Below are 25,559 nucleotides of genomic sequence, written 5' to 3'. Positions count from 1 at the left end.
TCGCGTCTTTTTTAGAAGCTGCGATCACGAATAGAATCGATTCGACCTCTGAAACTCGAGCGCAAGGCTATGTCGGCCACAACGACACTCTCCTCTCCCGCCGCCATCCTGTTCGACGCATTCGGCACGTTGTTCGACGTGCATGCGGTCGTGGCCGCGGCCGAGCAGATGTTTCCCGGTCACGGCGACCGGCTGTCGCAGCTGTGGCGGCGCAAGCAGATCGAATATTCGCAGTTGCGCACGCTCGCCGATCCGGCCGGCGCGCGCTATCGCCCGTTTCGCGACATCACGCTCGACGCGCTGCGCTTCGCCGCACGCGCGCTCGGCCTCGCGCTGAACAGCGCGGCCGAGAAGCGGCTAATGGACCAATACGCATGCCTGTCGACCTATCCCGACACGGTGCCCGCGCTGCGCCGGTTGCGCGCGCTCGAACCGCGCCCGGCGCTCGCGATCCTGTCGAACGGCAACCCCGACATGCTCGACATCGCGATCAAGAGCGCCGGCATGGCCGGCCTGTTCGATCGCGTGCTGTCCGCCGACACCGTGCGCGCGTACAAGCCGAGCCCGCTCGCGTATGCGCTCGGCACCACCGCCTTCGGCGCACGGCCGCGCGAGCTCGTGTTCGTGTCGTCGAACGCGTGGGACGTCGCGGGCGCCGCCTGGTTCGGCTACACGACGTTCTGGCTGAACCGCACCGGCGCGCCCGCCGACGAGCTCGGCGTGTCGCCCGACGGCACCGGCAGCGGCATGGCCGACCTGCTCGCATTCCTCGCCACCCCGGCTTCGTCCGGCAGAACGGCCAACCGCGCGCGCCCCGGCCCGGGCGCATGACGCGCGCCGCGCTGCCGCCTCACCCTTTCACCGAAACCGCAACTGACCGACCAAGGAGATGACACTCATGAGCACCCCGATCACGCTGCCGCAAGGCATGGCGATCACCGGCGAAATCAAGCCGGGCTACGAAGCGATCCTGACGCCCGACGCGCTCGCCGTCGTCGCGGCGCTGCATCGCGCATTCGAGCCGCGTCGCCAGGCGCTGCTGCAGGCGCGCGTCGAGCGCACGAAGCGCCTCGACGCCGGCGAGCGCCCCGATTTCCTCGCCGAGACGAAGGCGATCCGCGAAGGCGACTGGAAGGTCGCGCCGCTGCCGGCCGACCTGCAATGCCGCCGTGTCGAAATCACCGGCCCCGTCGAGCGCAAGATGATCATCAACGCGCTGAATTCGGGCGCGGACTCGTACATGACCGACTTCGAGGATTCGAACGCGCCGAGCTGGACCAACCAGATCGACGGCCAGATCAACCTGAAGGACGCGGTGCGCCGCACGATCTCGCTCGAGCAGAACGGCAAGTCCTACAAGCTGAACGACAAGGTCGCGACGCTGATCGTGCGTCCGCGCGGCTGGCACCTCGACGAAAAGCACGTGACGGTCGACGGCCAGCGCGTCTCCGGCGGGATCTTCGATTTCGCGCTGTACCTGTTCCACAACGCGAAGGAACTGATTGCGCGCGGCTCGGGCCCATACTTCTATCTGCCGAAGATGGAAAGCCATCTCGAGGCGCGCCTGTGGAACGACATCTTCGTCGCCGCGCAGGAAGCCGTCGGCATCCCGCGCGGCACGATCCGCGCGACGGTGCTGATCGAGACGATCCTCGCCGCGTTCGAGATGGACGAGATCCTGTACGAACTGCGTGAACACAGCTCGGGCCTGAACGCCGGCCGCTGGGACTACATCTTCTCGGCGATCAAGAAGTTCAAGAACGACCGCGACTTCTGCCTGGCCGATCGCTCGAAGATCACGATGACGGTGCCGTTCATGCGCGCCTACGCGCTGCTGCTGCTGAAGACCTGCCACAAGCGCAACGCGCCGGCGATCGGCGGGATGAGCGCGCTGATTCCGATCAAGAACGATCCGGAAGCGAACGACAAGGCGATGGGCGGCGTGCGCTCGGACAAGCAGCGCGACGCGACCGACGGCTACGACGGTGGCTGGGTCGCGCATCCGGGCCTGGTGCCGATCGCGATGGAGGAATTCGTCAAGGTGCTCGGCGACAAGCCGAACCAGATCGGCAAGCAGCGCGACGACGTGCAGATCGAAGGCCGCAACCTGCTCGATTTCCAGCCGGAAGCGCCGATCACCGAAGCCGGCCTGCGCAACAACATCAACGTCGGCATCCACTACCTCGGCGCGTGGCTCGACGGCAACGGCTGCGTGCCGATCCACAACCTGATGGAAGACGCGGCCACCGCGGAAATCTCGCGCTCGCAGGTATGGCAGTGGATCCGCTCGCCGAAGGGCGTACTCGACGACGGCCGCAAGGTGACCGCCGAGCTCGTGCGCGAATACACGAAGGCCGAGCTGGAGAACGTGAAGCGCTCGGTCGGCGGCAACACGCAGCCGTACGAGCGGGCCGCGGCGATCTTCGAACAGATGTCGACGTCGGAAGGCTTCACCGAATTCCTGACGCTGCCGCTGTACGAGGAAATCTGACCGCGCGGCCGGATCCTGCGGGATCCGGCCGACGCCGCCAGGCCGCCGCCGGTCGGACGACACCGCGGCCGGCCGAACGAAGCGCCCCGTGGGGCGCTTTTCGCTGGCCGCGTGAGCGTGCGCGGCGCGCAGGCTCAGGCCGCTTCGCGCTCGCGGCGATGCTGGACCCAGTCGCCGGACGCGATGCGCGGGCGGTCGGCGGCCGCATGCGCGGCGACCGGGTAGTACACGCACGCATAGGCTCGGCCGCCGAGTTCGACGGTCACCGGTTCCTGCCGGAACAACGTGTCGACGCCGGGATAGACGCGTTCGATCTCGTCGAGCACGGGCAGCAACAGTTCGTCGACCGCGTACACGTCGCCCCACACGAGCGACTGACCGGCCGCACCGGCCACCATGCCTGGATAAGTGCCGAAATCGTACAGTTCGCCGGGCAGCGCGACGGCTCCGAGGAGCGTGGGCGCAGGGATGCCGTGGCGCGCGGCCGCATGGCCGATGTCGTTGGCCTCGCCCGCTCGCAACGTGCCGTAGACGAATACATGGCGCATCGTGGTTCTCCTCTTCGATTCTGGTATGGCCGGGGCGTCGCGGCGACGGCGTGCGTTACGCCGGACGGAATGCGCGCAGCTCCATACAAAGTTCATTCGGGCCGGTCATTATCAGCTGAAAAACCGCCGCATGCGCCTGCGCGGCGCCTTCTAAAATAACGGCATCGCAGCCGCGCCGACCGAATCGCCCATGAATCCGCCCGCCCAAGCCGACGCATCGAACCCGTACGACGTCATCGACATTCCGCCCGAATTCGCACCGACCCGCGTGCACCCGATGCGCGTGCGCGCGCGGCAGGTCGACGCGGGCCGGCGGATTCCGCGGCACACGCATGCATGGGCGCAGCTCGCGTATGCGTCGCGCGGCGTGCTGCGGGTCGCCACGACCGGCACGACCTGGATGGTGCCGCCGTCGCGCGCGATCTGGGTGCCGCCGCACGTGACGCACGAGGTCGTGATCGTCGAGGAGGCGTACCTGCGCACGGTCTATCTCGACGAATCGATCGTGCCGGACGGGCTCGACGCATGCCGAGTCGTCGAGGTCACGGGCCTGTTGCGCGAGCTGATCGTCGCGCTCGATGCCCGCGCGCTGAGCAGCGCGCGCGAGCGGCTCTTGTGCGGGCTCGTGCTCGACGAGCTGAGCCATGCCGAACCGCTGCCGCTCGCGGTGCCGATGCCGGAAGAAAAGCGGCTGCGCATGCTGTGCGAGTCGGTGCTCGCGCAGCCGGCGCATGCGGAGTCGCTCGAGCATTGGGCGAGCGAGGTCGGCGCGAGCACGCGCACGATTTCGCGGCTGTTCAAGCAGGAGCTGGGCGTCAGTTTTTCGCAGTGGCGGCAGCAGGCGCTGCTCGCGCGGGCGATTCCGCTGTTGAACCAGGGGCGCGCGCTGTCGCATGTCGCGCGCGAGCTCGGCTACCAGAGCCAGAGCGCGTTTTCGGCGATGTTCCGCCGTGCATTCGGCGAAAGCCCGCGCGCGTTCATGCTGCGCGGCTTCGAGCATCGCGGCACGGAAGACCGCGTGCCGGCCGCAGATGATGACGAGGACGACACCGACGGCCGCGGTGCGCTCGACACGATCGGGTAACTCGCACGGTGTGCCGGGTGCGTGCGCTCAGACCGCGCGTACCATGTGCCGGATCGAGCCGAGCTGCGCCGGGCGCGGCCCGGTGACGCGATAGCCCATGCGCTGATAAAGGCGGGCGGCCGGGTTGTCGACGAACACGCGCAACTGCAGTTCGTGCAGGCCGCGCGCGCGCGCCCAGCGATGTGACATGTCGAGCATGTAGGTGCCGGCGCCCTGCCCTCGATGACCGGCGGCGATCTGCACGTCGCGGATATGCAGCGAATCGCCCTCCTCGGTCACGCGCAGCACGCCGATGCGCTCGCCGTCGGCTTCCAGGATGAAGTTCTCGGATTCGCGCCAGCTCGCGTAGAACAGGTCGCTGCGCCACACGAGCCCATGGCGCTTGTAATAGGCGCCCATGTTGCCGTGCGTGAGCGCCTCGGCAAACGGGAAATCGCCGGACTCCGCAGGTCGGAGCTGATACAGCAGTCGCAGGTCGGTCGGATCGAGCATCGCGCTTGGGTCGAGATCGCACTCCGCCACGATAGCGCAGTCGCCGGCGGATGCAATCGCGAATTTCTCGGAGCCGCGATGAGGATCAAGGCGCCCGCAAGCGCGCCACGCGTGGAACACGCAAATGAAAAAGCCCGCACGAGGCGGGCTTCTTCATTTTCTGGCGGAGCGGACGGGACTCGAACCCGCGACCCCCGGCGTGACAGGCCGGTATTCTAACCGACTGAACTACCGCTCCAGTCTTGCTTCTTGCCTGGCAGGCGTCGGTTACTTCCTGCCGGCGCATCGTTTGTTCGAACGACGCCGAAATCTGGCGTCCCCTAGGGGATTCGAACCCCTGTACTCACCGTGAAAGGGTGATGTCCTAGGCCTCTAGACGAAGGGGACAACGTACTGCTTACATCTTTAACGAAAAAGCCCGTTCAAATACGTTCTTTGAACGGGCTTCGTTCTGGCGGAGCGGACGGGACTCGAACCCGCGACCCCCGGCGTGACAGGCCGGTATTCTAACCAACTGAACTACCGCTCCAGCTTTCTTCATCACCACCTGCAGGACCTCGTTCACGCCCTGCAAGCGCTGCGACACTTCTACGAAACGCCGCTGAATCTGGCGTCCCCTAGGGGATTCGAACCCCTGTACTCACCGTGAAAGGGTGATGTCCTAGGCCTCTAGACGAAGGGGACAACGTACTGCTTACATCCTTAATACAAAAGCCCGCTCAAATACGTCTTGAACGGGCTTCGTTCTGGCGGAGCGGACGGGACTCGAACCCGCGACCCCCGGCGTGACAGGCCGGTATTCTAACCGACTGAACTACCGCTCCAACTTTCTGCACCGTTACCCGCAGGACGTCGGTTACGTTCCTGCAAGCCTCGCGACACTTCTACGAAACGCCGCTAAATTCTGGCGTCCCCTAGGGGATTCGAACCCCTGTACTCACCGTGAAAGGGTGATGTCCTAGGCCTCTAGACGAAGGGGACATGATCTTTTCAGATCTGTCTGACTTTCGCTATTCACTTACCGTCAACAGCGAAGGCCGGAATTCTAACTGCTTTAAATCTTTTTGTGAAGCATTTATTACTACCAGCGCTTCGCAAATCAATTTGTTTTGTTCTGATGGTGGAGGTAAGCGGGATCGAACCGCTGACCTCTTGCATGCCATGCAAGCGCTCTCCCAGCTGAGCTATACCCCCTTGCAGAACAGAAATGAGATTATATGGACCGAATTTGAACTTGTAAATACCCTTTTTGCGATTGGCGCGAAATTTTTTGCGAAGCCGCCATCGCGTCGCCGGACGGCAGCCTCGCGCCGCCCCAACCTCAAGCCAGCGCGGCCTCGATACGCGATACGACCGCGTCGCGGCCGAACAGCACGAGCACCGCGTCGATCGACGGCGTATGCGTGGTACCCGCCACCAGCAGCCGGACCGGCATCGCAAGCTGCGGCATCTTCAGCTTGTGCGTCGCGAGCGTCGCCTTCAACGCTGCCGATACCGCTTCCTTGGTCCAGTCGGCGGCCTTCAGCGCGGCTGCGAGATCGGCCAGCGCCGGGCGCACCGCGTCGGTCACGTGCTGCGCGAGCGCATCGGCGTCGGGCGCCGGGACGCGATAGAACATCGCAGCGCCTTCCGCGATTTCCTTGACCGTCGTCGCGCGGTCCTTCATCAGGCCGATCACCGCGTCGAGCGCGGGGCCGGTCGCGATCGCCGCGTCGTCGATGCCGAGCGCGTCGAGGAACGGCTTCGCGAGCGCGGCGAGGCGTGCGTTGTCGGCTTCCTTGATGTAGTGCGCGTTCAGCCAGCTCAGCTTGCTGTGGTCGTACTGCGCGGGCGACTTGCCCAGGTGCTCGAGATCGAACCACTCGACGAACTGTTCGCGCGAGAAGATTTCCGCGTCGCCGTGCGACCAGCCGAGGCGGGCGAGATAGTTGACGACGGCCTCCGGCAGGAAACCCGCGTCGCGATACGCCATCACGCTCATCGCGCCATGGCGCTTGCTCATCTTCTCGCCCTGCTCGTTCAGCACGGTCGGCAGGTGCGCGTAGACGGGCGGCTCGCCGCCGAGCGCGCGCAGGATGTTGATCTGGCGCGGCGTGTTGTTCACATGGTCGTCGCCACGGATCACGTGCGTGATGTTCATGTCCATGTCGTCCACGACCACGCAGAAGTTGTAGATCGGCGTGCCGTCAGGACGCGCGATCACGAGGTCGTCGAGCTCCTCGTTCGAGATCTCGACACGCCCCTTCACCGCGTCGTCCCACACGACCGTGCCGGTCAGCGGGTTGCGGAAGCGCAGCACCGGCTTCACGCCGGCCGGCGGCTCGGGGAGCACCTTGCCAGGCTCCGGGCGCCACGTGCCGTCATAGCGCGGCTTCTCGCCGGCCGCGCGCTGGCGTTCGCGCAGCGCATCGAGCTCCTCGGCCGACATGTAGCACGGGTAAGCGAGGCCCTGTTCGAGCATCTGCGCCAGCACCGCGCGATAGCGATCCATGCGCTGCATCTGGTAGATCGGACCTTCGTCGAAATCGAGGCCGAGCCATTGCATCCCTTCGAGGATCGCGTCGACGGCTTCCTGCGACGAGCGCTCGACGTCGGTATCCTCGATACGCAGCACGAACGTGCCCTTCATCTTGCGGGCGAACGCCCACGGATAGAGCGCGGAGCGGATGTTGCCGAGGTGGATGAAGCCGGTTGGACTCGGTGCGAAGCGGGTACGGACAGGACGGGTCATAAACGGTAACTCGAACGCCTGGGGCGCATGAATGATTCGACGCGGGACGACGGCGGCAAACCGCACAACGACGGGGCCGGCCGCGCCCGGAACGGGAAAGAAGCCGGAATTATACTCGCGCCGGTCTGCGCGCCAAGCGCACCGCTTGCTTTATGATGTGCGCGCCGCCACCGCCCGCGGGCGCGGCGCCGGCCGCCCGGATTGCCCCGCGCGGCCGCTCGCAATCCATCGCCGCCGCGGGCCGCAAGGCCCGCCACCCAGCCGCCGGAGAATCATTCGATGTCGTCCCCTCGCCTGTCGCGCCGCCACTTCACGATCGCATGCGCGTCCGCCACTCTCGCCGCATGCACGTCGTTCGGCGAGAAGTCCCGTCCCGACAATGCCGCGACCGCGCAGAAGCCCGTGAAGATCGGCATCGCGCTCGGCGGCGGCGCCGCCCGCGGTTTTTCGCACATCGGCGTGCTGAAGGCGCTCGAGGCGCGCGGCATCCCGATCGACCTCGTCGCCGGCACCAGCGCGGGCTCGGTGGTCGGCGCGCTGTACGCGTCGGGCATGAGCGGGCTGCAGATCAACAAGATCGCGCTCGACATGGATCAGGCCGCGATCAGCGACTGGGCGCTGCCGTTCCGCTCGCGCGGGCTGCTGCAGGGCATCGCGCTGCAGAACTTCCTGAACAAGACGCTGAACAACCGGCCGATCGAGAAGATGGCCAAGCCGCTCGGCGTCGTCGCGACCGACCTGCAGAACGGTCAGCCGATCCTGTTCCAGCAGGGCAACACGGGGCTCGCGGTGCGCGCGTCGTGCAGCGTGCCGTCGGTGTTCGAGCCCGTGAAGATCGGCAACCGCGAATACGTCGACGGCGGCCTCGTGAGCCCGGTGCCCGCGTCGTTCGCCCGCAAGATGGGCGCGAGCTTCGTGATCGCGGTGGACATCTCGTCGCGGCCGGACGGCGCGGCGACCGACAACCCGATCGAGATGCTGCTGCAGACCTTCACGATCATGGGCCAGACGATCAAGACCTACGAGCTCGACAAGTATGCGGACGTCGTGATCCGCCCGAATCTCGCCGCGATGGGCGGCAGCGACTTCAATCAGCGCAACGCGGCGATCCTCGCGGGCGAGGAAGCGGTGGCGCGCATCATGCCCGAACTGCAGCGCAAGCTCGCGGCCGCGCGCGGCGGCGTGGCCGCATAAGCGCGCACGGCGCCCGCCGCTCACGCGGCCCCAAAAGCAAAAAACCCTGTCGCCTTTCGGTGACAGGGTTTCTTTCGACCTGACGAACGATCAGTTGCTGCCGTTCGCGGCGTCGTCGCCGATCGTGGCGCGCACGCGCTGGCGCAGATCCTCGGCGTTCATCGGAAACGTCGATTCGAGCCGGCGCGCGCCGGTGAAACGCTTTTCCCAGTAGCCGCTGTCGAGATCGTCGACGCGCACGGTGCTGCCGGTCGACGGCGAATGCACGAACTTGTTGTCGCCGATGTAGATGCCGACGTGCGAGAACGTGCGGCGCATCGTGTTGAAGAACACGAGATCGCCCGGCTTCAGGTTGCTCATGCTGACCTTCTCGCCGACGCGGCTCATTTCTTCCGCGCGACGCGGCAGCGACATGCCGAGCGTATCCTGGAACACGTAGCGCACGAAGCCGCTGCAATCGAGGCCGGAGTCCGGCGAATTGCCGCCCCAGCGATAGCGCACGCCGATCATGTTCAGCGCGCTGACCACGACGTCGCCCGCCTTGCCCGCCATGCCGGACAGGAACGACTTCGCGCCGCCACTAGCCGGCTGCGCAGAGGTCTGCTGGAGGGAAGTCGACCCGATTTGAGTCGAATTGCTGACATTCTGATTGAAACTGCTGACTTCGTCGGCGAACGCGCCGGGAGCTGCTGCGATCAGGGCGCCGATGAACAGCCCGGCGACGGTGCGCACACATGCCTGGGACAGGGATCGATGCTGCATTGGTCGATGGAATTTGCTTAAAAATCAGCTGATTGGCGGAAAATTTCGGTCGATACTAGCCAGCGCGTAATCGTTTGTCAAAACAAATTAAAAAATACAATCGAGATGGTTGGACCATTGGACCCGCTATCATGCTTTCCAGACGGCTTTCAACAGCTTTTGTGTGTAAGGATGTGACGGTCTCGTGAAGATATCCGCCACGTCGCCGGACTCGACGACCGCCCCGCCCTGCATCACCGCGACGCGGTGCGCCATCGCGCCGATCACCTCCAGATCGTGGCTGATGAATACATAGCCCAGGTTGTATTTCTGTTGCAAATTCGCGAGCAGCTTCAGCACCTGCTGCTGGATCGACACGTCGAGCGCGGAAGTCGGCTCGTCGAGGATCAGGATGCGCGGCTCGAGCACGAGCGCGCGTGCGATCGCGATCCGCTGCCGCTGGCCGCCGGAGAACTCGTGCGGATAGCGATGCAGCACCGTGCGGTCGAGGCCGACTTCGCGCAGCACCGTCAGCGACTTCGCGCGGCGCGCGTCCGCGCTCAGTTCCGGGCGATGCAACTCGAGCCCCTCCCCGACGATCCGCTCGATCGTCTGACGCGGCGACAGCGAACTGAATGGATCCTGAAAGACGACCTGCATGTTCGAGCGCAGCGCGGTCTGTTCGCGGCCGCGATAGGTCGACAGCGCGCGCCCCTGGAACTCGATCTCGCCGGCCACCGTCCGTTGCAGCCCGAGCAGCGCCATCGCGAGCGTCGACTTTCCGGAGCCTGATTCGCCGACGATCCCGAGCGTCTCGCCCTGCCGCACCGACACGGACACGTCATCCACCGCCGTCACCGGCAGCGTCCCGAACCAGCCGGCCAGCCCCGGCCGCTTGCGCGCGAACTGCACGCTGACGTGGCGCGCGTCGAGCACGACCGGCGCGATCGGCAGCACCGGCGCGACCGTGCGCTGCGGCCGGCTGTTCAGCAGCCGCTGCGTATACGGATGCTCGGGCTGCGCGAAGATCCGCTCCACCGGCCCGCTCTCGACCAGCCTGCCGTGCTCCATTACGGCGACCCGCTCGGCGAAGCGCCGCACGAGGTTCAGATCGTGCGTGATCAGCAGGATCGCCATCCCGCGCTTTTCCGCCTCGTCGCGCTGCAGTTCGAGCAGCAGGTCGACGATCTGCGCGCGGATCGTCACGTCGAGCGCGGTGGTCGGCTCGTCGGCGAGCAGCAGCCGCGGCCGGCAGGCGAGCGCCATCGCGATCATCGCGCGCTGCCGCTGGCCGCCCGACAGCTCGTGCGGGTAGCTGTCGACGCGCTTCTCGGGCTCCGCGATGCCGGTGCGCGCGAGCAGCGCGATCGTGCGCTTGCGCGCTTCGCCGGCCGTCACGCCGTCGTGCAGCACGATCGTCTCGGCGATCTGCGCGCCGACCGTGTACAGCGGATTGAGCGCCGTCATCGGCTCCTGGAAGATCATCGCGATGTCCGAGCCGCGCAGCCCGCGCATCTCGCGCTCGCTCTTGCCGGCGAGATCCTGCCCGGCGAAGCGGATGGTGCCGCTCACGTCCGCATCCCGCAGCAGCCGCAGGATCGACAGCGCGGTCACGCTCTTGCCCGAGCCCGACTCGCCGACCAGCGCGACGCGCTCGCCGCGACCGATAGCGAGCGTCACGTCCTCGACGGCCACCGTGTCGCCGAAGCGAACGTGCAGATGCTCGAGCGACAGCAGCGGTTCGCCCGGCTGCGAGGCGTCGATGGCGCTCATCGCTGGCCTCCTGCGGCGCGCACCGAGTCGGCGATCCGCGTGTCGAGCGCATTGCGCAGTGCGTCGCCCATGAAGGTCAGCAACAGCAGCGTCGCGACCAGCACGCCGAACGTCGACAGCGAGATCCACCACGCGTCGAGATTGGCCTTGCCCTGCGCGAGCAGTTCGCCGAGGCTCGGCGTCGGCGGCGGCACGCCGAGGCCGAGGAAATCGAGGCTCGTGAGCGCGAGGATCGCCCCGCTCATCCGGAACGGCAGGAACGTGATCACCGGCGTCATGCTGTTCGGCAGCACGTGGCGCCAGATGATCTGCCAGTTCGTGAGGCCCATCGCGCGGGCCGCGCGCACGTAGTCCTGCGTGCGGTTGCGCAGGAATTCGGCGCGCACGTAGTCGGCGAGGCCGATCCAGCCGAACAGCGACAGCAGCACGATCAGCAGCAGGAAGCTCGGCTCGAAGATCGACGCGAAGATGATCAGCAGATACAGCTCCGGCAGCGAGCTCCAGATTTCGATCAGACGCTGCCCGACGATGTCGATGCGGCCGCCGAAGAAGCCCTGCACCGCGCCCGCGGCGATGCCGAGCAGCGTGCCGATGGCGGTGAGGATCAGCGCGAACTCGACCGACACGCGAAACCCGTACACGAGGCGCGCGAGCAGATCGCGGCCCTGCGCGTCGGTGCCGAGCCAGTTCGCGCGCGACGGCGGCGCGGGGTTCGGCACGTTCGAGAAATAGTTCAGCGTGTCGTAGTAATAGCGGTTCGGCGGGTAGATCGCGAAGTTGCCCGGCGCTTCGAGGCGCTTGCGCACGTACGGATCGAGATAATCGGCCGGCGTCGGGAAGTCGCCGCCGAAGGTCGTCTCCGGATACGCATGGAACATCGGGAAATAGGTGTGCCCGTCGTAGCGCACGACGAGCGGCTTGTCGTTGGACCACAGCGGCGCCGCGAGGCTCGCGGCGAATGCGACGACGAAGATCACGAAGCTCCAGTAGCCGAGCCGTTGCTGGCGGAAGCGCTGCCACACGCGCCGCGCGGGCGACGGCGACACGCGCGCCCGCGCGGCGTCGATGCGGGACGACGCGATGGCCCGGCTCATCGCGCACCTCGCCCGGCGCGCGCGGGCAGGCGTAGAGGCGCGCCGGCGATCGGCGTGCGAACGGACGGTTTCATGTCAGCGCTCCAGGTTTTCGAATTGAATGCGCGGGTCGACCCACACGTAGCAGAGGTCGGAGACGAGCTTGGTCGCGAGCCCGATCAGCGTGAACAGGTACAGCGTGCCGAGCACGACCGGATAGTCGCGCCGCACGACCGATTCGTACGACAGCAGCCCGAGGCCGTCGAGCGAGAACAGCGTCTCGATCAGCAGGCTGCCGGTGAAGAACGCGCCGATGAACGCGGCCGGAAAGCCGACGATCAGCGGCAGCATCGCGTTGCGGAACACGTGCTTCCACAGCACGGTGCGCTCGGTGAGCCCCTTCGCGCGCGCGGTGAGCACGTACTGCTTGCGGATCTCGTCGAGGAACGCGTTCTTCGTGAGCATCGTGACGACCGCGAAGCTGCCGACGACCGATGCGGTGATCGGCAGCGCGATGTGCCACAGATAGTCGAGCACCTTGCCGAGCAGCGACAGCTGCGAGAAGTTGTCCGACGTGAGGCCGCGCAGCGGAAACAGCTGCCAGAACGAGCCGCCGCCGAACAGCACGAGCAGCAGCACGCCGAGCACGAAGCCGGGAATCGCATAACCGACCAGCACGACGAGGCTCGTCGCGACGTCGAACGGCGAGCCGTTGCGCACGGCCTTCGCGATGCCGAGCGGCACCGAGATCAGGTACGTGAGGAAGAAGGTCCACAGCCCGATGCTGATCGATACCGGCAGCTTCTGCACGATCAGCGACCAGACGCTCTGGTGGCGGAAGTAGCTGTCGCCGAGATCGAAGCGCGCGAAGCGCTTGAGCATCAGCCAGTAGCGTTCGAGCGGCGGCTTGTCGAAGCCGTACAGCGCCTTGAGCTGCGCGAGCTGCTGCGCGTCGACGCCGGTATGCGCGCGCATGCCGAACGGCACCGCGCCCTCGCCCGTGGCGCCCTTGCGCAATTCCTGCACGGCCTGTTCGACCGGGCCGCCCGGCACGAACTGGATCACGGCGAAGGTGAGCGTGAGCACGCCGACGAGCGTCGGAATCATCAGCAGCAGACGTTTGAGGATGTAGCTCCACATAGGGCGGCGACTCGTGATCGATAGGCTGGGTTGAACGAACGGCAGGCAGGCTTCAGTGGTCGGGCTTCGCCCACCACGTCGACACGACCCAGCCCTCGGCGGAATAGTACAGCGGCAGCGTCTGCGGGTAGCCGAGCGAGCGCTTGTACGCGATGCGGTGGGTGGTGCTGTACCACTGCGGCACCGCGTAATAGCCGTGCATCAGCACGCGATCGAGCGCGTGAGTCGCATCGAGCAGCTCGTCGCGCGTCTGCGCGGTGCCGAGCGCGTGCAGCAATGCGTCGACGGCCGGCGACTTCAGCCCGATCAGGTTGTCGGAGCCCGGTTCGTCGGCGAACTTGCTCGCGTAGCGCGAATACTGTTCGGCGCCCGGCACCTGCACGCCGGGCAGGCGCACCGTCGTCATGTCGTAATCGAACGCGTCGAGCCGCTTTTGCAGCAGCGCGTAGTCGGCCGTGCGAAAGCGTGCGTCGATGCCGAGCTTCGCGAGGTTGCGCTGATACGCGGTCACGATGCCTTCCATCGCGGCGCCCGAATCGTCGAGGATCTCGAACCTGAACGGCTCGCCCTGCGCATTGCGCAGCGCGCCGTCGCGATAGGTCCAGCCGGCTTGCGCGAGGAGCGTGCGCGCCTTCAGCAGATTCGCGCGCAGCGAACCGGGCGGATTCGTGCTCGGCTGCGTGACCATCGGGCCGAACACGGCCGGGTCGAGCTGCGCGCGCAGCGGCTCGAGCAGCTTCAGCTCGCCCGCGCCCGGCGTGCCGGTCGCCTGCAGGTCGGTGTCGGCGAAATAGCTGTCGAGCCGCGTGTAGGCGCCGTAGAACAACTGGCGGTTCAGCCATTCGAAGTCGAACGCGAGGTCGAGCGCCTCACGCACGCGCACGTCGCGAAACAGCGGCCGGCGCAGGTTCATGAAGAAGCCCTGCATCCCCGCGCCGTTGTGCTGGCGGAATTCGCGCTTGACGAGCTCGCCGCTGTCGAAGCGCTTGCCGACGTCGCGGCGCGCCCAGTTGCGTGCGATGTATTCGACGAGCACGTCGTACTCGCCGGCCTTGAAGGCCTCCAGCCGCGCGACGCCGTCGCCGTACAGCTTGTAGACGATGTGCTCGAAGTTGTCGGTGCCGACCCGCACCGGCAGGTCGGCGCCCCAGTACGCGGGATTGCGCCGGTACGTGATCGTGCGGCCGTTGTCGTAGCGCTCGATCAGATACGGGCCGCTGCCGATCGGCTGCTCGAACGCGAGCTGGTCGAACGGGATGCGCGAACCGTCGGCGCGCAAGCCCCACTTGCGGGAGAACACCGGCACGCCGCCGGCGATCAGCGGCAACTCGCGATTCGCGCTGCGAAACTCGAAGCGCACGGTCGCGCGATCGACCACGACCGCCTTCGTGATCTCGGCGAAATACGCGGCGAATTGCGGCGCGGCCTGCTTGCTCTTCAGCGTGTCGAACGAGAACTTGACGTCGTCGGCGGTGACCGCATCGCCGTTCGAGAAGCGCGCGCGCGGGTTCAGGTGGAACGTGACCGAGCGGCGATCGGCGGCGATGTCGATGTCGTCGGCGAGCAGCCCGTACGCGGACGACGGTTCGTCCATGCTGCCGGTCGCGAGGCTTTCGAACAGCATGTCGATGCCGGGCGCCGAATTGCCGCGCATCGTGAACGGATTGAACTTGTCGAACGACGTCAGCCGGTTCGGGTTCGCGAGCACGAGCGTGCCGCCCTTCGGCGCGTCGGCGTTCACATAGTCGAAGTGCTTGAAGCCCGGCGGATATTTCGGCTCGCCATACTGTGCGATCGCATAGGCGGCGTGCGCGGCGGTCGCGGCCAGCACCGCCTGTATTGCCAATACGGCCGCGCTGCGGCCGGCCGTGCGCAGCACGTGCGCGACGCCGCAGCGGATGGACGCGGCGGCAGCGTGGCGCGAACCCTTCGTCATAGAGGCCCTGTCGGTCGATTGAGGGATGGAACGGGGTCGATTCTACCCATTCAAGTCGACATCGAGCCAGATGGCGGCCTGCGTGCGGCGTAGCGACGCTTGGCTGGAACTGCGCGCACGTCCGCACGGGCAAAGAAAAACCGCCCGTGGGCGGGTGTGCCGATGGGCGGTTCGTCGGGTGGGCGGGCGTGTCGTTGGAGCGCTTGGGGCGCGCAGCCGCGCGGCCATTGGGAGCGCGACGTTCGGGTGCTTGGGTGCCCGGCCAGTCGGTGCTCCGGTGCTCGGACGCCCGACCTGCTCGCGCCGCTCGAGCGACTCGGCGCACCTCAACCAATCACCGCCAGCCGTTGTGACGCCCGTTGTCCCAGTGCCCATGCCCGCGATCCCAGCCGCGGCCATGATGGCGATACCACTCGTCGCGGCCCCAGTAGCGGCGGCCATCCCAGTAACGGTCGCCATGCCAGCCGATCACGATGGCCGGCGCGGGCGCATAAACAGGCGCCGGTGCGTAGACCGGTGCCGGCTGGTAGACGACCGGCGGCGGAGGAGGAGGCGGCGCGTACACCGGCGCCGGAGCGACGTAGACCGGCGCCGGCACGCCGACGTTGATACCGACGTTGACTCCCGCCATTGCTGCGCCCGACACGAGCAAGGCCGTCATACCGGTCAAGAGCGAGGCAACACGCAAAGTCTTCATGGATCCTCTTCGAGTCGTGTGATGTGTGATTCGACTATAGCGACAAGCCGCCTCACCGCATATTTCCACTTTGTAAGAACTGATTCGCGGCATCGCAGCCGCACATGCGAGCTAACGTCTCGTAACAATTGACGCCAGTATTTGCGCCGGCCGGCTGGCCGGCATACGCGAGCCCCTACTCCGCGGCGGGCCTGGACAACGCGAAGCGCCGCCTCGCCGCCGAGTCCCGCGCGAACTGCACGCGCCGAACGAAAAAAGGCGGCACTCGCGTGCCGCCCTTCCTTACATGAGATGCGCGCCGCAGCAGATCCGCTGCGGCGCGCCGTCGCTCAACGCGACATCATGTTCATGCTGACGTTGTGCATCACCCACAACGTGCCGACGATCAGGATCGCCGCGGTCAGCACCGTATAGCTGAACGCCATCACGTTCCAGCGCTGGCCCGACGAGCCGTTCATGTGCAGGAAGTACACGAGGTGCACGACGATCTGCACGAACGCGAGCGCGGCCAGTGCGATCAGCGACGCATGCGGCGACAGCACGCCGCCCAACACGAGGCCGAACGACGCGGCCGTCAACAGCACCGACAGGATGAAACCGGCGAAATAGCCGCCAACGCTGCCGTGCCCTTCTTCCATTTGAGACGAATGCGAATGAGCCATTTAGATCACGCTCGCGAGATAGACAAAGGAAAACACGCAGATCCAGACGATGTCCAGGAAGTGCCAGAAGAGGCTCAGGCACGTCAGGCGCCGCAGATCGCGATCGGTCAGATCGCCGCCGCGCAGCACGATCTGTCCGGCCAGCACGATCATCCACAACAGGCCGGCGGTTACGTGCAGCCCGTGCGTGCCGACCAGCGTGAAGAACGCCGACAGGAACGCGCTACGCTGCGGGCCCGCGCCGTCCGCGATCAGGTGCGAGAACTCGCGCAGCTCCATCGCGAGAAACGCGGCGCCGAGCACGAACGTGACTGCGAGCCACCCGAGCAGCGCACCGCGCCGCTGCTTGTAGCCGGCCAGCATCGCGAAGCCGTACGTGATGCTCGACAGCAGCAGCGCGGCGGTTTCCACCGCGACGCCCGGGATGTCGAACAGGTCCTTCGCGGTCGGACCGCCCGCGGTCTGGTTGCCCAGCACCGCGAAGGTCGCGAACAGCGCCGCGAAGATAACGCAGTCCGTCATCAGGTACAGCCAGAAGCCGAACACCGAGTGCGACGGCGGATGGTCGTCGTGCTCGAGCAAGGTTGCGCTCAAGGTTTTCTGCAGCATCAGTTGGCCTCCAGTTCCACGTCGACACGCGTCGACACGCGCGCCGCCGGTTGCTTCTCTTCGATCTTGCGCACCTTCGATGCCGGGATGTAGTAGCCGTCGTTATTGCGCGAGCTGTAGATCACCAGCGTCGCGACGATCCCGATCAGCCCGCCGATCGCCATCCACCAGATGTGCCACACCAGCGCGAAACCGAGCACCAGGCTGAAGATCGCGATCACCAGGCCCGCGCAGGTATTCGACGGCATGTGGATGTCGCGGATCGCTGCCGGGTTCGGCCGGGCGTCGCCGCGCGCCTTCATGTCGGCATACGCGTCGAGCGTGCGCACCTGCGGAAGCACCGCGAAGTTGTAGTCGGCCGGCGGCGACGAGGTCGCCCATTCCAGCGTACGGCCGCCCCACGGGTCGCCCGTCGTGTCGCGATAGGCCGGCAGGTTGCGGTTGCGGATACTGACGACGAGCTGCAGCAGCTGGCACGCGATGCCGATCGCGATCAGCACGGCGCCGAACGCGGCGACCAGCAGCCACGGATGCCATGCCGGGTTGTCGTAGTGGTTCAGACGACGCGTCATGCCCATGAAGCCGAGCACGTACAGCGGCACGAACGCGACGTAGAAGCCGATCTGCCAGAACCAGAACGCCGCCTTGCCGAGCTTCTCGTTCAGCTTGAAGCCGAACGCCTTCGGGAACCAGTAGTTGAAGCCCGCGAGATAGCCGAACACCACGCCGCCGATGATCACGTTATGGAAGTGCGCGATCAGGAACAGGCTGTTGTGCAGCACGAAGTCGGCGCCCGGGATCGCCATCATCACACCGGTCATCCCGCCGAGCGTGAACGTCACCATGAAGCCGATCGTCCACAGCACCGGCGTCGTGAATTCGATCCGGCCGCGATACATCGTGAACAGCCAGTTGAACACCTTCACCCCGGTCGGGATCGCGATGATCATCGTCATGATCCCGAAGAACGCGTTCACGTTCGCACCGGAACCCATCGTGAAGAAGTGATGCAGCCACACGAGGAACGACAGCACCATGATCGCGCACGACGCGTAGACCATCGTCTTGTAGCCGAACAGCGGCTTCTTCGAGAACGTCGCGATGACTTCCGAGAAAATGCCGAACGCGGGCAGGATCAGGATGTACACCTCCGGATGGCCCCACGCCCAGATCAGGTTCAGGTACAGCATCGCGTTGCCGCCGGCTTCGTTCGTGAAGAAGTGCATGCCGAGGTAACGGTCGAGGCCGAGCAGCGCGAGCGTCGCGGTCAGGATCGGGAACGACGCCATGATCAGCACGTTGGTGCAGAGCGCCGTCCACGTGAACACCGGCATCTTCATCAGCGACATGCCCGGTGCGCGCATCTTCAGGATCGTCACGAAGAAGTTCACGCCGGTCAGCAGCGTGCCGACGCCCGAGATCTGCAGCGCCCACAGGTAGTAGTCGACCCCTACCCCCGGACTGAACTGCAGCTCCGACAACGGCGGATACGCGAGCCAGCCCGTCTGCGCGAATTCGCCGATCACGAGCGACACGTTGATCAGGATCGCGCTGACCGCCGTCATCCAGAACGACAGCGAGTTGATGAACGGGAACGCGACGTCGCGCGCGCCGATCTGCAGCGGCACGATCAGGTTCATCAGACCGACCATGAACACCATCGCCATGAAGAAGATCATGATCACGCCGTGGGCGGTGAAGACCTGGTCATAGTGATGCGGCGGCAGGTAGCCGGGCGAGTTGTAGGCGAGCGCGAGCTGCAGGCGCATCATGATCGCGTCGGCGAAGCCGCGCAGCAGCATGATCAGCGCGACGATGATGTACATCACGCCGAGTCGCTTGTGGTCGACCGTCGTCAACCATTCCGTCCACAGCCACTTCCAGCGGCCGGTGATCGTGAGGCCGGCGAGAATGCCCAGCACGACGAGCCCCATGAAGCCGCCGGCTCCCATGATGATGGGCTGATCGAACGGGATCGCCGATAGTGTGAGTTTGCCGAACATGCGTTACCCCTTCGTGCCGCAGGCGGCGTCCTTCAGGTCGAGGACGTGGCCATCGTTGTATTTCGCGATGATGTTGTGGAACAGCTTCGGATCGACCGACGAGAAGTAGCGCACCGGCGCCTTCTCGCTCGGCTGCGCGACCGTGCCGTACACGGTGGCGTCGAGCCGGTCGGGCGAAGCCTTCACCTTCTGCACCCACGCGTCGAACTGCTCGCGCGGCTCGGCGAGCGTGCGGAACTTCATGTCGGAGAAGCCGCGGCCGCTGAAGTTGGCCGACGTGCCCGCGTAGTCGCCGGCTTCGTCGGCGATCAGATGCAGGCGCGTCTGCATGCCGGCCATCGCGTACACCTGGCCGCCGAGCTGCGGGATGAAGAACGAATTCATCACCGAGTCCGACGTGATGCGGAAGTTCACCGGCGTGCCGACCGGAATCGCCAGCTGGTTCACCGACGCGATGCCGAGCTCCGGATAGATGAACAGCCACTTCCAGTCGAGCGCGACGACTTCGACGTCGATCGGCTTGACCGCCGATTCGAGCGGCTTGTACGGATCGAGCTCGTGCGTGGTCTTCCACGTGAGCACGCCGAGGAACAGGATGATCAGCGTCGGGACCGTCCAGATCACGACTTCGATCGCGGTCGAGTGCGACCAGTGCGGCGCATAGGTCGCGTTGCGGTTCGACGCGCGATAACGCCACGCGAAGTACAGCGTGAGCAGGATCACCGGCACGACGACGATCAGCATCGCCCATGTCGACGTCGCGATCAGCGCCTTTTCGGCAGCGCCGACGCTTCCTTTCGGATTAAGTACGTCAAAATTACAGCCTGACAGGCTCAGTGCCGCGCCGATTGACATCAGCGCCGCCCAGCCTCTTGAAGCTCTTCTTTTCATCACACAGCCCGAGAGTCATTGAAACCGTTTGCGTATGCCCGATGCGCATTCGATCCACGAAAGTGGCCGCATCATACGTCGCCCGGACGCAAGCAAAAACCTTGATGTACGACAAATCATCATTGCAAAATCCGATGTGAGACACATTGTCGCGGGGCAATTTCACGCAGCCGGCCGCGTGCCGGAAGCCGGCGCGACAAGCGCCGCGCCACTGGATGTGCGCGCAACCATCGCATTCGTCTGACGAGGCGGCCGCTGCGCGCGGCCTCCTCCGGTCAGCCGTGCGCGGCGGCCATGTAGGCGGGTCGTGCCGGCGCGGCGTCGTCGCCGGCAGGCAGCTTCGAATGGCTCGCGTCTTCGATCAGCCGCCCGACCGTCGGGTCGATCGCGTCGGTAAACGGCTTCGGATCGACGCCGACCATCAGCACGATCAGCGCGAGCGACGCGAACAGCACGACCTCGCGCCGGCCGAGGTCGGCGAGCTTCGCGATGCGCGGGCTCGCGACCTTGCCGAAGATCACGCGCTTGACCATCCACAGCGTGTACGACGCGCTGAGGATCAGCGTCAGCGCCGCGATCGCGCCGATCCAGAAGTTCATGCGGATCGCGCCCATGATGACCATGAACTCGCCGACGAAGCCCGAGGTGCCCGGCAGGCCGATGTTCGCCATCGCGAACAGCATCGAGAAGGTCGCGAAGCGCGGCATCACGCCGGCCACGCCGCCGTACGCGGCGATCTCGCGCTGCTTCGTGCGATCGACCAGCACGCTCACGCACAGCAGCATCGCGCCCGCGACGAAGCCGTACGACACCAGCTGTACGATCGCGCCTTCGACGCCGATGCGGTTGAACAGGAACAGCCCGAGCGTGACGATGCCCATGTGCGCGACCGTCGAATACGCGAGCAGCTTGCCGAGATCGGTCTGCGCCAGCGCGATCAGGCTTGCGTAGACGATCGCGAACAGCGACAGCGCGATCACGGCCGGCGCGAAGAAGTGGCTCGCGTCCGGCGTGATCGGCAGCGCGAAGCGCAGGAAGCCGTAGCCGCCGAGCTTGAGCATCGCGAGCATCAGCGCGGCGCCGGTCGGGCCGTCCTTGTAGACGTCGCTCAGCCACGTGTGAACCGGCCACATCGGCACCTTGACCGCGAACGCGGCGAAGAAGCCGAGGAACACGAGCAGCTGCGGCGTGAAGCCGAGCTGCAGCGTGCGCCATGCGTTCATGTCGAACGTATGCGACTTCGCCGACAGGTACAGCATCGCCATCAGCAGCAACAGCGAACCGGCGAACGACATGAAGAAGAACTTCACCGCGGCGTAGACGCGACGCTCGCTGCCCCACGTGCCGATCAGCAGATACAGCGGGATCAGCGTCGCTTCGAAGAAGATGAAGAACAGCAGCCCGTCCTGCGCGACGAACACGCCGACCATCAGCCCGGAGAGGATCAGGAACGACGCGTAATACTGCGCGACGCGCACCGTGACGGACTCCCACGAGGCGATCACGACGACGGGCGTCGTGAACGCCGTCAACACGACGAGCCACAGCGACGCACCGTCGATGCCCACGCGCCAGCCGGCGTGGAAAGCGGCCAGCCAGTCGCGCGATTCGGTGAACTGCATCGCGGCCGAATGCGCGTCGAAACCGGCGACGAGCGGCACGACCGCGGCCAGGCCGGCAAGCGCGCCGACGAGCGCGATCACTCTGATGCGATGTACGCGATCGTCGGAACCGGCGCGCAGCAAACACGCGCCGAACAGGATCGGAGCCCAGATCGCCAGGCTCAGAAAGGGGAACTCATGCATGTCAACAGGCCCTGGGTGGGTCGCGCGCTGCATCGGGAACAGACGCGACGAAGGAACGAAATCAAATCGACAGATAGATTTCGTGGATCGACAATGTTGGCAAAATGTAAAGCGGAATCAGAACAAAGATTGATGCCGCTCAAGCGCTATCGGGTTAACCAGCATAAGGCGATTAATTATTTTTTGCAGCGCAACAGAACATGAAATTCCGTTCGCCCGATAGGCCGCTGATTTTTATGCGTAATTTTTCGTATTGAACGGGCACCTGGCGTGCCGGATGGCGCGCGTCGTCGCATTTTTTTCCGGAAGCATGCTGCTGTGCATGCAACGACGAGCCGCAGCGTGCGAGGTCTGCGCGTCGCTCGATCCTTACAGGCACCCTTTCGTTTTGGCTTCAACGCGCGGCATCGGCGGCCGCGCGTCGTGTCAGCGCTCGCGGCTCAGCCGGTCCCACACTTGCATCGACACCGCGCGATAGTGATTGTGCTGCGCGGGGAAATGGACGAAGCGGCTGTCGCGCGTCGCATAGACCGGCGACGATGCGAGCGACGTCGCATCGACGATGTAGCGCGCATCGATCATGCCGGCCGCCAGCAGTTCAACGTAGATCGCCTGCTGGTCGCCGCCGCTCGCGTATACCGACGAGCGGTCGTCGAAGCTCTCGATGCGGGCGCATATGCGGCCGACCAGTTCATGCATCGGCGCGACGTTGCGCACGCCGATCATGCAGGAGTTGATCGCCCAGGCCGTGTGATCGGTGCCGATCACGAAATCGCGGCCGTCGATCACGCCGTCGACCGGCTGACGCTGGTCGATCGCGAGGATGTCGGCATCGACCCAGAACACGAAGTCGTGCTGCGGCAGGTGTTCGCGAATCAGATGCAGCTTGGCCCAGTTCGCGTCGACGCCGGGCGGCAGGAACGACGGCGGCTCGCGATAGGCGTGGTACGCGTAGCCGTGTCGCGTGCAATAGCGAACGAAGTTCTCTTCGTGCAGATCGCCGTAGCCGGCGATGTGCGACGTATGCAGGCTCACGAATGCAATGCGCGCCTGCGGATTCAGATGCCGCACCGGCTCGCGCGTGCGCTGTTGCGCGGCGCGCCAGTCGGCCATCGCGTGCGGCTGTTCGCCGTGCAGCACGCGCGCCGCATCGTCGACGAGCGCGAGCACGTAGCGGAAGTCGTAGTCGGGCGTCGGCGCCCATACGCCGTCGATCTGCCGCCATTCGGGCGCCTGATGCGCGACGAGCGGACGCGCGCTCACGACCACGTCGATTGCATGGCCGTCGCGCCACACGGTCTGGGCCGATGCGTAATGGCGGTTCGACAGCGGCTGATCGAACGGCAACGGCGGGAAGTGTTCGGCGAGCAGCGTCGCTTCGCATTCGTTCTGCCGCTCGGGCAGATGCATCGCCCACTTGCCGAGTTCGACCGTAAGACGCCGCAAGCGCTCGCGAACGTCGGGGACGTTGCGGAAGATCATGCCGCTGGGCGCGGGTAATGGCGACGTCGGCGTCTGGGTGGTGACGATCGCGTCGTAGCCGTCGGCGATCTCCGGCAGTGCGTGCCGGGCCAGTACGACGGAGAATGGGTCGAGCACGAGAAGCAATGCCTGCGGCTCCATCGCCGCGAGCTGCGCGATGATCGCGTGGTACTTGTGAAGCACTTGTTGACGCTCGCCGTAGATGTGCGCGCTGTCGACGACCGCGTGGCGGTAGCCGTGGCTGTGCGCGTAATCGGCGTGGTTGGCGACGAGCCCGTCGACGGGGCGATGCGAAAGAAGCGTGAGGACGGAATGCATGCGGGGCGGGACTCCGGCTGAGGGGCGCGAGGCTATATCGCTATTTAGCGCGGGAGCTTGGAGGAAGTCGAGGGGGATTGGGGGGGCGACGTGACAACCAAAAGAAAAAGCCCCGCAAGTCCGAGAACTTACGGGGCTTTGTCACCGCTTTTGGCGGAGACGGAGGGATTCGAACCCTCGATCCAGGTTTTGGCCCAGATGCTCCCTTAGCAGGGGAGTGCCTTCGACCTCTCGGCCACGTCTCCCAAACTTTCGCTCGCACCAGGGAGGCAGTGCGACGAGAACGAAATAATATAGGGTTTCGAACCGCCCGTCAATTTCCGCGATGCATTTTCTTCAATGCATCACGAAAAATTCACGGTGCCTGGTCGAGTTCGAATGCCTTGTGCAGCGCGCGGACCGCCAGTTCCATGTACTTCTCGTCGATCAGCACCGAAATCTTAATTTCGGACGTCGAGATCATCTGGATGTTGATGCCCTCTTCCGACAACGTACGGAACATCTTGCTCGCGACACCGACGTGCGAACGCATGCCGACGCCGACCACCGACACCTTCGACACCTTCGGGTCGCCCTGCACCCGCTCCGCGTTCACATGGCCCTTCACCTGATTGGTCAGGATGTCCATCGCCTTCTGGTAGTCGCCGCGACCGACCGTGAACGTGAAGTCGGTCTTGCCCTCGACGCTCTGGTTCTGGATGATCATGTCGACGTCGACGTTCGCATCGGCGACCGGGCCGAGGATCTGATACGCGATGCCCGGCTTGTCGGGCACGCCCATCACCGCAATGCGTGCTTCGTCGCGCTGGAACGCGATGCCGGAAATGACTGCCTTTTCCATGGTCTCGTCTTCTTCAAAAGTAATCAGGGTGCCCGAGCGCATCTCTTCGTCGAGCGCAATCAGCGGGTCGGTCAGGCTCGACAACACACGCGTCTTCACCTGGTATTTGCCGGCGAATTCGACCGAGCGGATCTGCAGAACCTTCGAGCCGAGACTCGCCATTTCCAGCATTTCCTCGAACGTCACGCGGTCGAGGCGGCGCGCCTCTTCGACCACGCGCGGGTCGGTCGTGTAGACGCCGTCGACGTCCGTATAGATCAGGCACTCTTCGGCACCGAGCGCAGCCGCAACCGCCACCGCCGACGTGTCCGAGCCGCCACGGCCGAGCGTCGTGATGTGGCCGTCCGGATCGACACCCTGGAAGCCCGTGATGATCACGACCTTGCCGGCGTTCAGATCCGCCTTCACGCGTTCGTCGTCGATCGAGTGGATACGCGCCTTCGTGAACGCGCTGTCCGTCTTGATCGGCACTTGCCAGCCGGCATAGCTCACGGCTTCGACGCCGATTTCCTGCAGCGCGATCGACAGCAGACCGACGCTGACCTGCTCGCCGGTCGACGCAATCATGTCGAGCTCACGCGGGCTCGGCTGGCTCGAAATCTCTTTCGCGAGACCGAGCAGGCGGTTGGTTTCGCCGGACATCGCGGACGGCACGACCACCATCTGGTGCCCGGCCTGATGCCATTTTGCGACGCGTTTCGCGACGTTCTTGATGCGCTCGACCGAGCCCATCGAAGTGCCGCCGTATTTGTGTACGATGAGTGCCATTGTCGTTCTGAACTGAAGGAGAAGCCGCACGGGCGCGCTGGGCAGGCCGCGTTGCCGTTCGGTCACGCGGCTTGTGGCTGTGGACGGACGACGAGGGGGACGGCTGGGACGCAACACGCAAGCGTGACGGAGTTTGCCCGGAAGGCCGATCAGGCCGCGCAAACCGGGTACGTCACGCGGAAAACCTGCACAAAACGCTCAAAAATCGAGCCGAGCAAACGTCCGAGCGTACCCGATAGAGGCCCGCTTGACAAGCCGCCCCGCCCGTTTGGCAAGCGTT

21 protein-coding genes, 8 tRNA genes and 1 pseudogene are annotated in these 25,559 nt (G+C 65.4%); 6 read left to right on the top strand and 24 right to left on the bottom strand.

The features are described from left to right. The first annotated feature begins 69 nt into the window (after window positions 1-69). Together MBR110_RS07860 and aceB are read left to right on the top strand one after the other, a co-directional pair. Window positions 70-831, top strand: coding sequence for a haloacid dehalogenase type II (locus tag MBR110_RS07860; RefSeq protein WP_059734886.1), 762 nt, complete (start codon window positions 70-72; stop codon window positions 829-831). Window positions 832-898: 67 nt separating this feature from the next. Next, the gene (aceB, locus tag MBR110_RS07855) at window positions 899-2,491 is read left to right on the top strand and encodes a malate synthase A (protein WP_046429624.1); all 1,593 of its coding nucleotides are present in this window, start codon (window positions 899-901) and stop codon (window positions 2,489-2,491) included. A 134-nt stretch (window positions 2,492-2,625) separates the two neighbouring features. Here aceB and MBR110_RS07850 read toward each other — a convergent pair whose 3' ends face one another. Then, on the bottom strand, window positions 2,626-3,039 hold the full coding sequence (locus MBR110_RS07850) for a gamma-glutamylcyclotransferase family protein (protein WP_011885177.1): 414 nt from the start codon (window positions 3,037-3,039) through the stop codon (window positions 2,626-2,628). A gap of 190 nt (window positions 3,040-3,229) precedes the next feature. Between MBR110_RS07850 and MBR110_RS07845 the strand changes: the two genes are divergently transcribed. Next, window positions 3,230-4,123, top strand: a complete 894-nt coding sequence (locus MBR110_RS07845) for an AraC family transcriptional regulator (protein ID WP_011885178.1) — start codon at window positions 3,230-3,232, stop codon at window positions 4,121-4,123. Window positions 4,124-4,150: 27 nt separating this feature from the next. On the opposite strand, the gene MBR110_RS07840 is transcribed toward MBR110_RS07845, so the two are convergent. The 9 genes from MBR110_RS07840 to gltX all read right to left on the bottom strand — a co-directional run bounded on the left by MBR110_RS07840 (window position 4,151) and on the right by gltX (window position 7,346). Continuing rightward, window positions 4,151-4,615 (bottom strand): GNAT family N-acetyltransferase, encoded by a 465-nt coding sequence (locus MBR110_RS07840; RefSeq protein ID WP_011885179.1) that lies wholly within the window; start codon window positions 4,613-4,615, stop codon window positions 4,151-4,153. A 161-nt stretch (window positions 4,616-4,776) separates the two neighbouring features. Further along, window positions 4,777-4,853, bottom strand: a tRNA-Asp gene (locus MBR110_RS07835). Window positions 4,854-4,926: 73 nt separating this feature from the next. Continuing rightward, a tRNA-Glu gene (locus MBR110_RS07830) sits at window positions 4,927-5,002 on the bottom strand. A gap of 65 nt (window positions 5,003-5,067) precedes the next feature. Beyond that, window positions 5,068-5,144: transfer RNA gene (locus tag MBR110_RS07825), tRNA-Asp, on the bottom strand. Window positions 5,145-5,223: 79 nt separating this feature from the next. Then, a tRNA-Glu gene (locus MBR110_RS07820) sits at window positions 5,224-5,299 on the bottom strand. Between the two features lie 63 nt (window positions 5,300-5,362). Further along, a tRNA-Asp gene (locus tag MBR110_RS07815) sits at window positions 5,363-5,439 on the bottom strand. Window positions 5,440-5,520: 81 nt separating this feature from the next. Further along, window positions 5,521-5,596, bottom strand: a tRNA-Glu gene (locus tag MBR110_RS07810). Between the two features lie 137 nt (window positions 5,597-5,733). Continuing rightward, window positions 5,734-5,809 (bottom strand) — tRNA-Ala (locus MBR110_RS07805). Between the two features lie 127 nt (window positions 5,810-5,936). Further along, window positions 5,937-7,346, bottom strand: a complete 1,410-nt coding sequence (gene gltX, locus MBR110_RS07800) for a glutamate--tRNA ligase (protein ID WP_011885180.1) — start codon at window positions 7,344-7,346, stop codon at window positions 5,937-5,939. A 279-nt stretch (window positions 7,347-7,625) separates the two neighbouring features. On the opposite strand from gltX, the gene MBR110_RS07795 reads away from it, so the two are divergent. Beyond that, window positions 7,626-8,540, top strand: a complete 915-nt coding sequence (locus MBR110_RS07795; protein ID WP_011885181.1) for a patatin-like phospholipase family protein — start codon at window positions 7,626-7,628, stop codon at window positions 8,538-8,540. Window positions 8,541-8,630: 90 nt separating this feature from the next. Here the strand turns inward: MBR110_RS07795 and MBR110_RS07790 are convergent, their stop codons facing one another. The 10 genes from MBR110_RS07790 to cyoA all read right to left on the bottom strand — a co-directional run bounded on the left by MBR110_RS07790 (window position 8,631) and on the right by cyoA (window position 20,065). After that, a complete protein-coding gene (locus MBR110_RS07790; RefSeq protein WP_011885182.1) occupies window positions 8,631-9,302 on the bottom strand; it encodes a C40 family peptidase in 672 nt (223 codons plus the stop codon). 129 nt (window positions 9,303-9,431) lie between these two features. Continuing rightward, entirely contained in the window at window positions 9,432-11,054 is a 1,623-nt protein-coding gene (locus MBR110_RS07785; protein ID WP_011885183.1) for an ABC transporter ATP-binding protein, read from the bottom strand. After that, the gene (locus MBR110_RS07780; RefSeq protein ID WP_011885184.1) at window positions 11,051-12,148 is read right to left on the bottom strand and encodes an ABC transporter permease; all 1,098 of its coding nucleotides are present in this window, start codon (window positions 12,146-12,148) and stop codon (window positions 11,051-11,053) included. Before MBR110_RS07780 ends, MBR110_RS07785 begins: the two co-directional genes overlap by 4 nt. A gap of 75 nt (window positions 12,149-12,223) precedes the next feature. After that, complete coding sequence (locus MBR110_RS07775) at window positions 12,224-13,267, bottom strand: microcin C ABC transporter permease YejB (protein WP_059602703.1); 1,044 nt, start codon at window positions 13,265-13,267, stop codon at window positions 12,224-12,226. A 52-nt stretch (window positions 13,268-13,319) separates the two neighbouring features. After that, entirely contained in the window at window positions 13,320-15,203 is a 1,884-nt protein-coding gene (locus MBR110_RS07770; protein ID WP_181708980.1) for an extracellular solute-binding protein, read from the bottom strand. Window positions 15,204-15,537: 334 nt separating this feature from the next. Next, the gene (locus MBR110_RS07765; RefSeq protein ID WP_059695630.1) at window positions 15,538-15,900 is read right to left on the bottom strand and encodes a hypothetical protein; all 363 of its coding nucleotides are present in this window, start codon (window positions 15,898-15,900) and stop codon (window positions 15,538-15,540) included. A gap of 329 nt (window positions 15,901-16,229) precedes the next feature. Next, window positions 16,230-16,562, bottom strand: coding sequence for a cytochrome o ubiquinol oxidase subunit IV (cyoD, locus tag MBR110_RS07760; protein ID WP_011885188.1), 333 nt, complete (start codon window positions 16,560-16,562; stop codon window positions 16,230-16,232). Then, the gene (cyoC, locus tag MBR110_RS07755; RefSeq protein WP_011885189.1) at window positions 16,563-17,171 is read right to left on the bottom strand and encodes a cytochrome o ubiquinol oxidase subunit III; all 609 of its coding nucleotides are present in this window, start codon (window positions 17,169-17,171) and stop codon (window positions 16,563-16,565) included. Next, window positions 17,171-19,174: a cytochrome o ubiquinol oxidase subunit I gene (gene cyoB / locus MBR110_RS07750; RefSeq protein ID WP_011885190.1), complete on the bottom strand. Its 2,004-nt coding sequence runs from the start codon at window positions 19,172-19,174 to the stop codon at window positions 17,171-17,173. Before cyoB ends, cyoC begins: the two co-directional genes overlap by 1 nt. A gap of 3 nt (window positions 19,175-19,177) precedes the next feature. Then, window positions 19,178-20,065 (bottom strand): ubiquinol oxidase subunit II, encoded by an 888-nt coding sequence (gene cyoA / locus MBR110_RS07745; RefSeq protein ID WP_011885191.1) that lies wholly within the window; start codon window positions 20,063-20,065, stop codon window positions 19,178-19,180. A 34-nt stretch (window positions 20,066-20,099) separates the two neighbouring features. Between cyoA and MBR110_RS07740 the strand changes: the two genes are divergently transcribed. Beyond that, the gene (locus MBR110_RS07740) at window positions 20,100-20,309 is read left to right on the top strand and encodes a hypothetical protein (RefSeq protein ID WP_080484203.1); all 210 of its coding nucleotides are present in this window, start codon (window positions 20,100-20,102) and stop codon (window positions 20,307-20,309) included. A 31-nt stretch (window positions 20,310-20,340) separates the two neighbouring features. Here the strand turns inward: MBR110_RS07740 and MBR110_RS07735 are convergent, their stop codons facing one another. From MBR110_RS07735 to MBR110_RS07720, 4 genes are all read right to left on the bottom strand, one after another. Further along, complete coding sequence (locus tag MBR110_RS07735) at window positions 20,341-21,870, bottom strand: complex I subunit 4 family protein (RefSeq protein WP_014723252.1); 1,530 nt, start codon at window positions 21,868-21,870, stop codon at window positions 20,341-20,343. A gap of 426 nt (window positions 21,871-22,296) precedes the next feature. Next, entirely contained in the window at window positions 22,297-23,670 is a 1,374-nt protein-coding gene (locus MBR110_RS07730; RefSeq protein ID WP_034195293.1) for a hypothetical protein, read from the bottom strand. 151 nt (window positions 23,671-23,821) lie between these two features. Beyond that, window positions 23,822-23,915, bottom strand: a tRNA-Ser gene (locus MBR110_RS07725). A 110-nt stretch (window positions 23,916-24,025) separates the two neighbouring features. After that, complete coding sequence (locus MBR110_RS07720) at window positions 24,026-25,279, bottom strand: aspartate kinase (protein ID WP_011885194.1); 1,254 nt, start codon at window positions 25,277-25,279, stop codon at window positions 24,026-24,028. Here MBR110_RS07720 and MBR110_RS32600 point away from each other — a divergent pair. Then, a pseudogene (locus MBR110_RS32600) lies at window positions 25,262-25,499 on the top strand (hypothetical protein); the annotation flags it as partial. The gene MBR110_RS07720 and the pseudogene MBR110_RS32600 overlap by 18 nt on opposite strands. Between the last annotated feature and the right edge of the window lie 60 nt (window positions 25,500-25,559).

This window comes from Burkholderia sp. MBR-1 (genome assembly GCF_013822785.1).
Taxonomy (GTDB): domain Bacteria; phylum Pseudomonadota; class Gammaproteobacteria; order Burkholderiales; family Burkholderiaceae; genus Burkholderia; species Burkholderia vietnamiensis.
This window is presented reverse-complemented; position numbering and strand designations above follow the sequence as displayed.

Bases quoted from the DNA above. Each gene is read 5' to 3' on its own strand.
- MBR110_RS07730 (WP_034195293.1), bottom strand. From the start codon at position 23,670: ATGCATTCCGTCCTCACGCTTCTTTCGCATCGCCCCGTCGACGGGCTC.
- MBR110_RS07770 (WP_181708980.1), bottom strand. From the start codon at position 15,203: ATGACGAAGGGTTCGCGCCACGCTGCCGCCGCGTCCATCCGCTGCGGC.
- MBR110_RS07735 (WP_014723252.1), bottom strand. From the start codon at position 21,870: ATGCATGAGTTCCCCTTTCTGAGCCTGGCGATCTGGGCTCCGATCCTG.
- MBR110_RS07840 (WP_011885179.1), bottom strand. From the start codon at position 4,615: ATGCTCGATCCGACCGACCTGCGACTGCTGTATCAGCTCCGACCTGCG.
- cyoD (WP_011885188.1), bottom strand. From the start codon at position 16,562: ATGGCTCATTCGCATTCGTCTCAAATGGAAGAAGGGCACGGCAGCGTT.
- MBR110_RS07790 (WP_011885182.1), bottom strand. From the start codon at position 9,302: ATGCAGCATCGATCCCTGTCCCAGGCATGTGTGCGCACCGTCGCCGGG.
- cyoB (WP_011885190.1), bottom strand. From the start codon at position 19,174: ATGTTCGGCAAACTCACACTATCGGCGATCCCGTTCGATCAGCCCATC.
- aceB (WP_046429624.1), top strand. From the start codon at position 899: ATGAGCACCCCGATCACGCTGCCGCAAGGCATGGCGATCACCGGCGAA.
- MBR110_RS07765 (WP_059695630.1), bottom strand. From the start codon at position 15,900: ATGAAGACTTTGCGTGTTGCCTCGCTCTTGACCGGTATGACGGCCTTG.
- cyoC (WP_011885189.1), bottom strand. From the start codon at position 17,171: ATGCTGCAGAAAACCTTGAGCGCAACCTTGCTCGAGCACGACGACCAT.
- MBR110_RS07720 (WP_011885194.1), bottom strand. From the start codon at position 25,279: ATGGCACTCATCGTACACAAATACGGCGGCACTTCGATGGGCTCGGTC.
- gltX (WP_011885180.1), bottom strand. From the start codon at position 7,346: ATGACCCGTCCTGTCCGTACCCGCTTCGCACCGAGTCCAACCGGCTTC.
- MBR110_RS07775 (WP_059602703.1), bottom strand. From the start codon at position 13,267: ATGTGGAGCTACATCCTCAAACGTCTGCTGCTGATGATTCCGACGCTC.
- MBR110_RS07850 (WP_011885177.1), bottom strand. From the start codon at position 3,039: ATGCGCCATGTATTCGTCTACGGCACGTTGCGAGCGGGCGAGGCCAAC.
- cyoA (WP_011885191.1), bottom strand. From the start codon at position 20,065: ATGAAAAGAAGAGCTTCAAGAGGCTGGGCGGCGCTGATGTCAATCGGC.
- MBR110_RS07795 (WP_011885181.1), top strand. From the start codon at position 7,626: ATGTCGTCCCCTCGCCTGTCGCGCCGCCACTTCACGATCGCATGCGCG.
- MBR110_RS07780 (WP_011885184.1), bottom strand. From the start codon at position 12,148: ATGAGCCGGGCCATCGCGTCGTCCCGCATCGACGCCGCGCGGGCGCGC.
- MBR110_RS07740 (WP_080484203.1), top strand. From the start codon at position 20,100: ATGCCCGATGCGCATTCGATCCACGAAAGTGGCCGCATCATACGTCGC.
- MBR110_RS07845 (WP_011885178.1), top strand. From the start codon at position 3,230: ATGAATCCGCCCGCCCAAGCCGACGCATCGAACCCGTACGACGTCATC.
- MBR110_RS07785 (WP_011885183.1), bottom strand. From the start codon at position 11,054: ATGAGCGCCATCGACGCCTCGCAGCCGGGCGAACCGCTGCTGTCGCTC.
- MBR110_RS07860 (WP_059734886.1), top strand. From the start codon at position 70: ATGTCGGCCACAACGACACTCTCCTCTCCCGCCGCCATCCTGTTCGAC.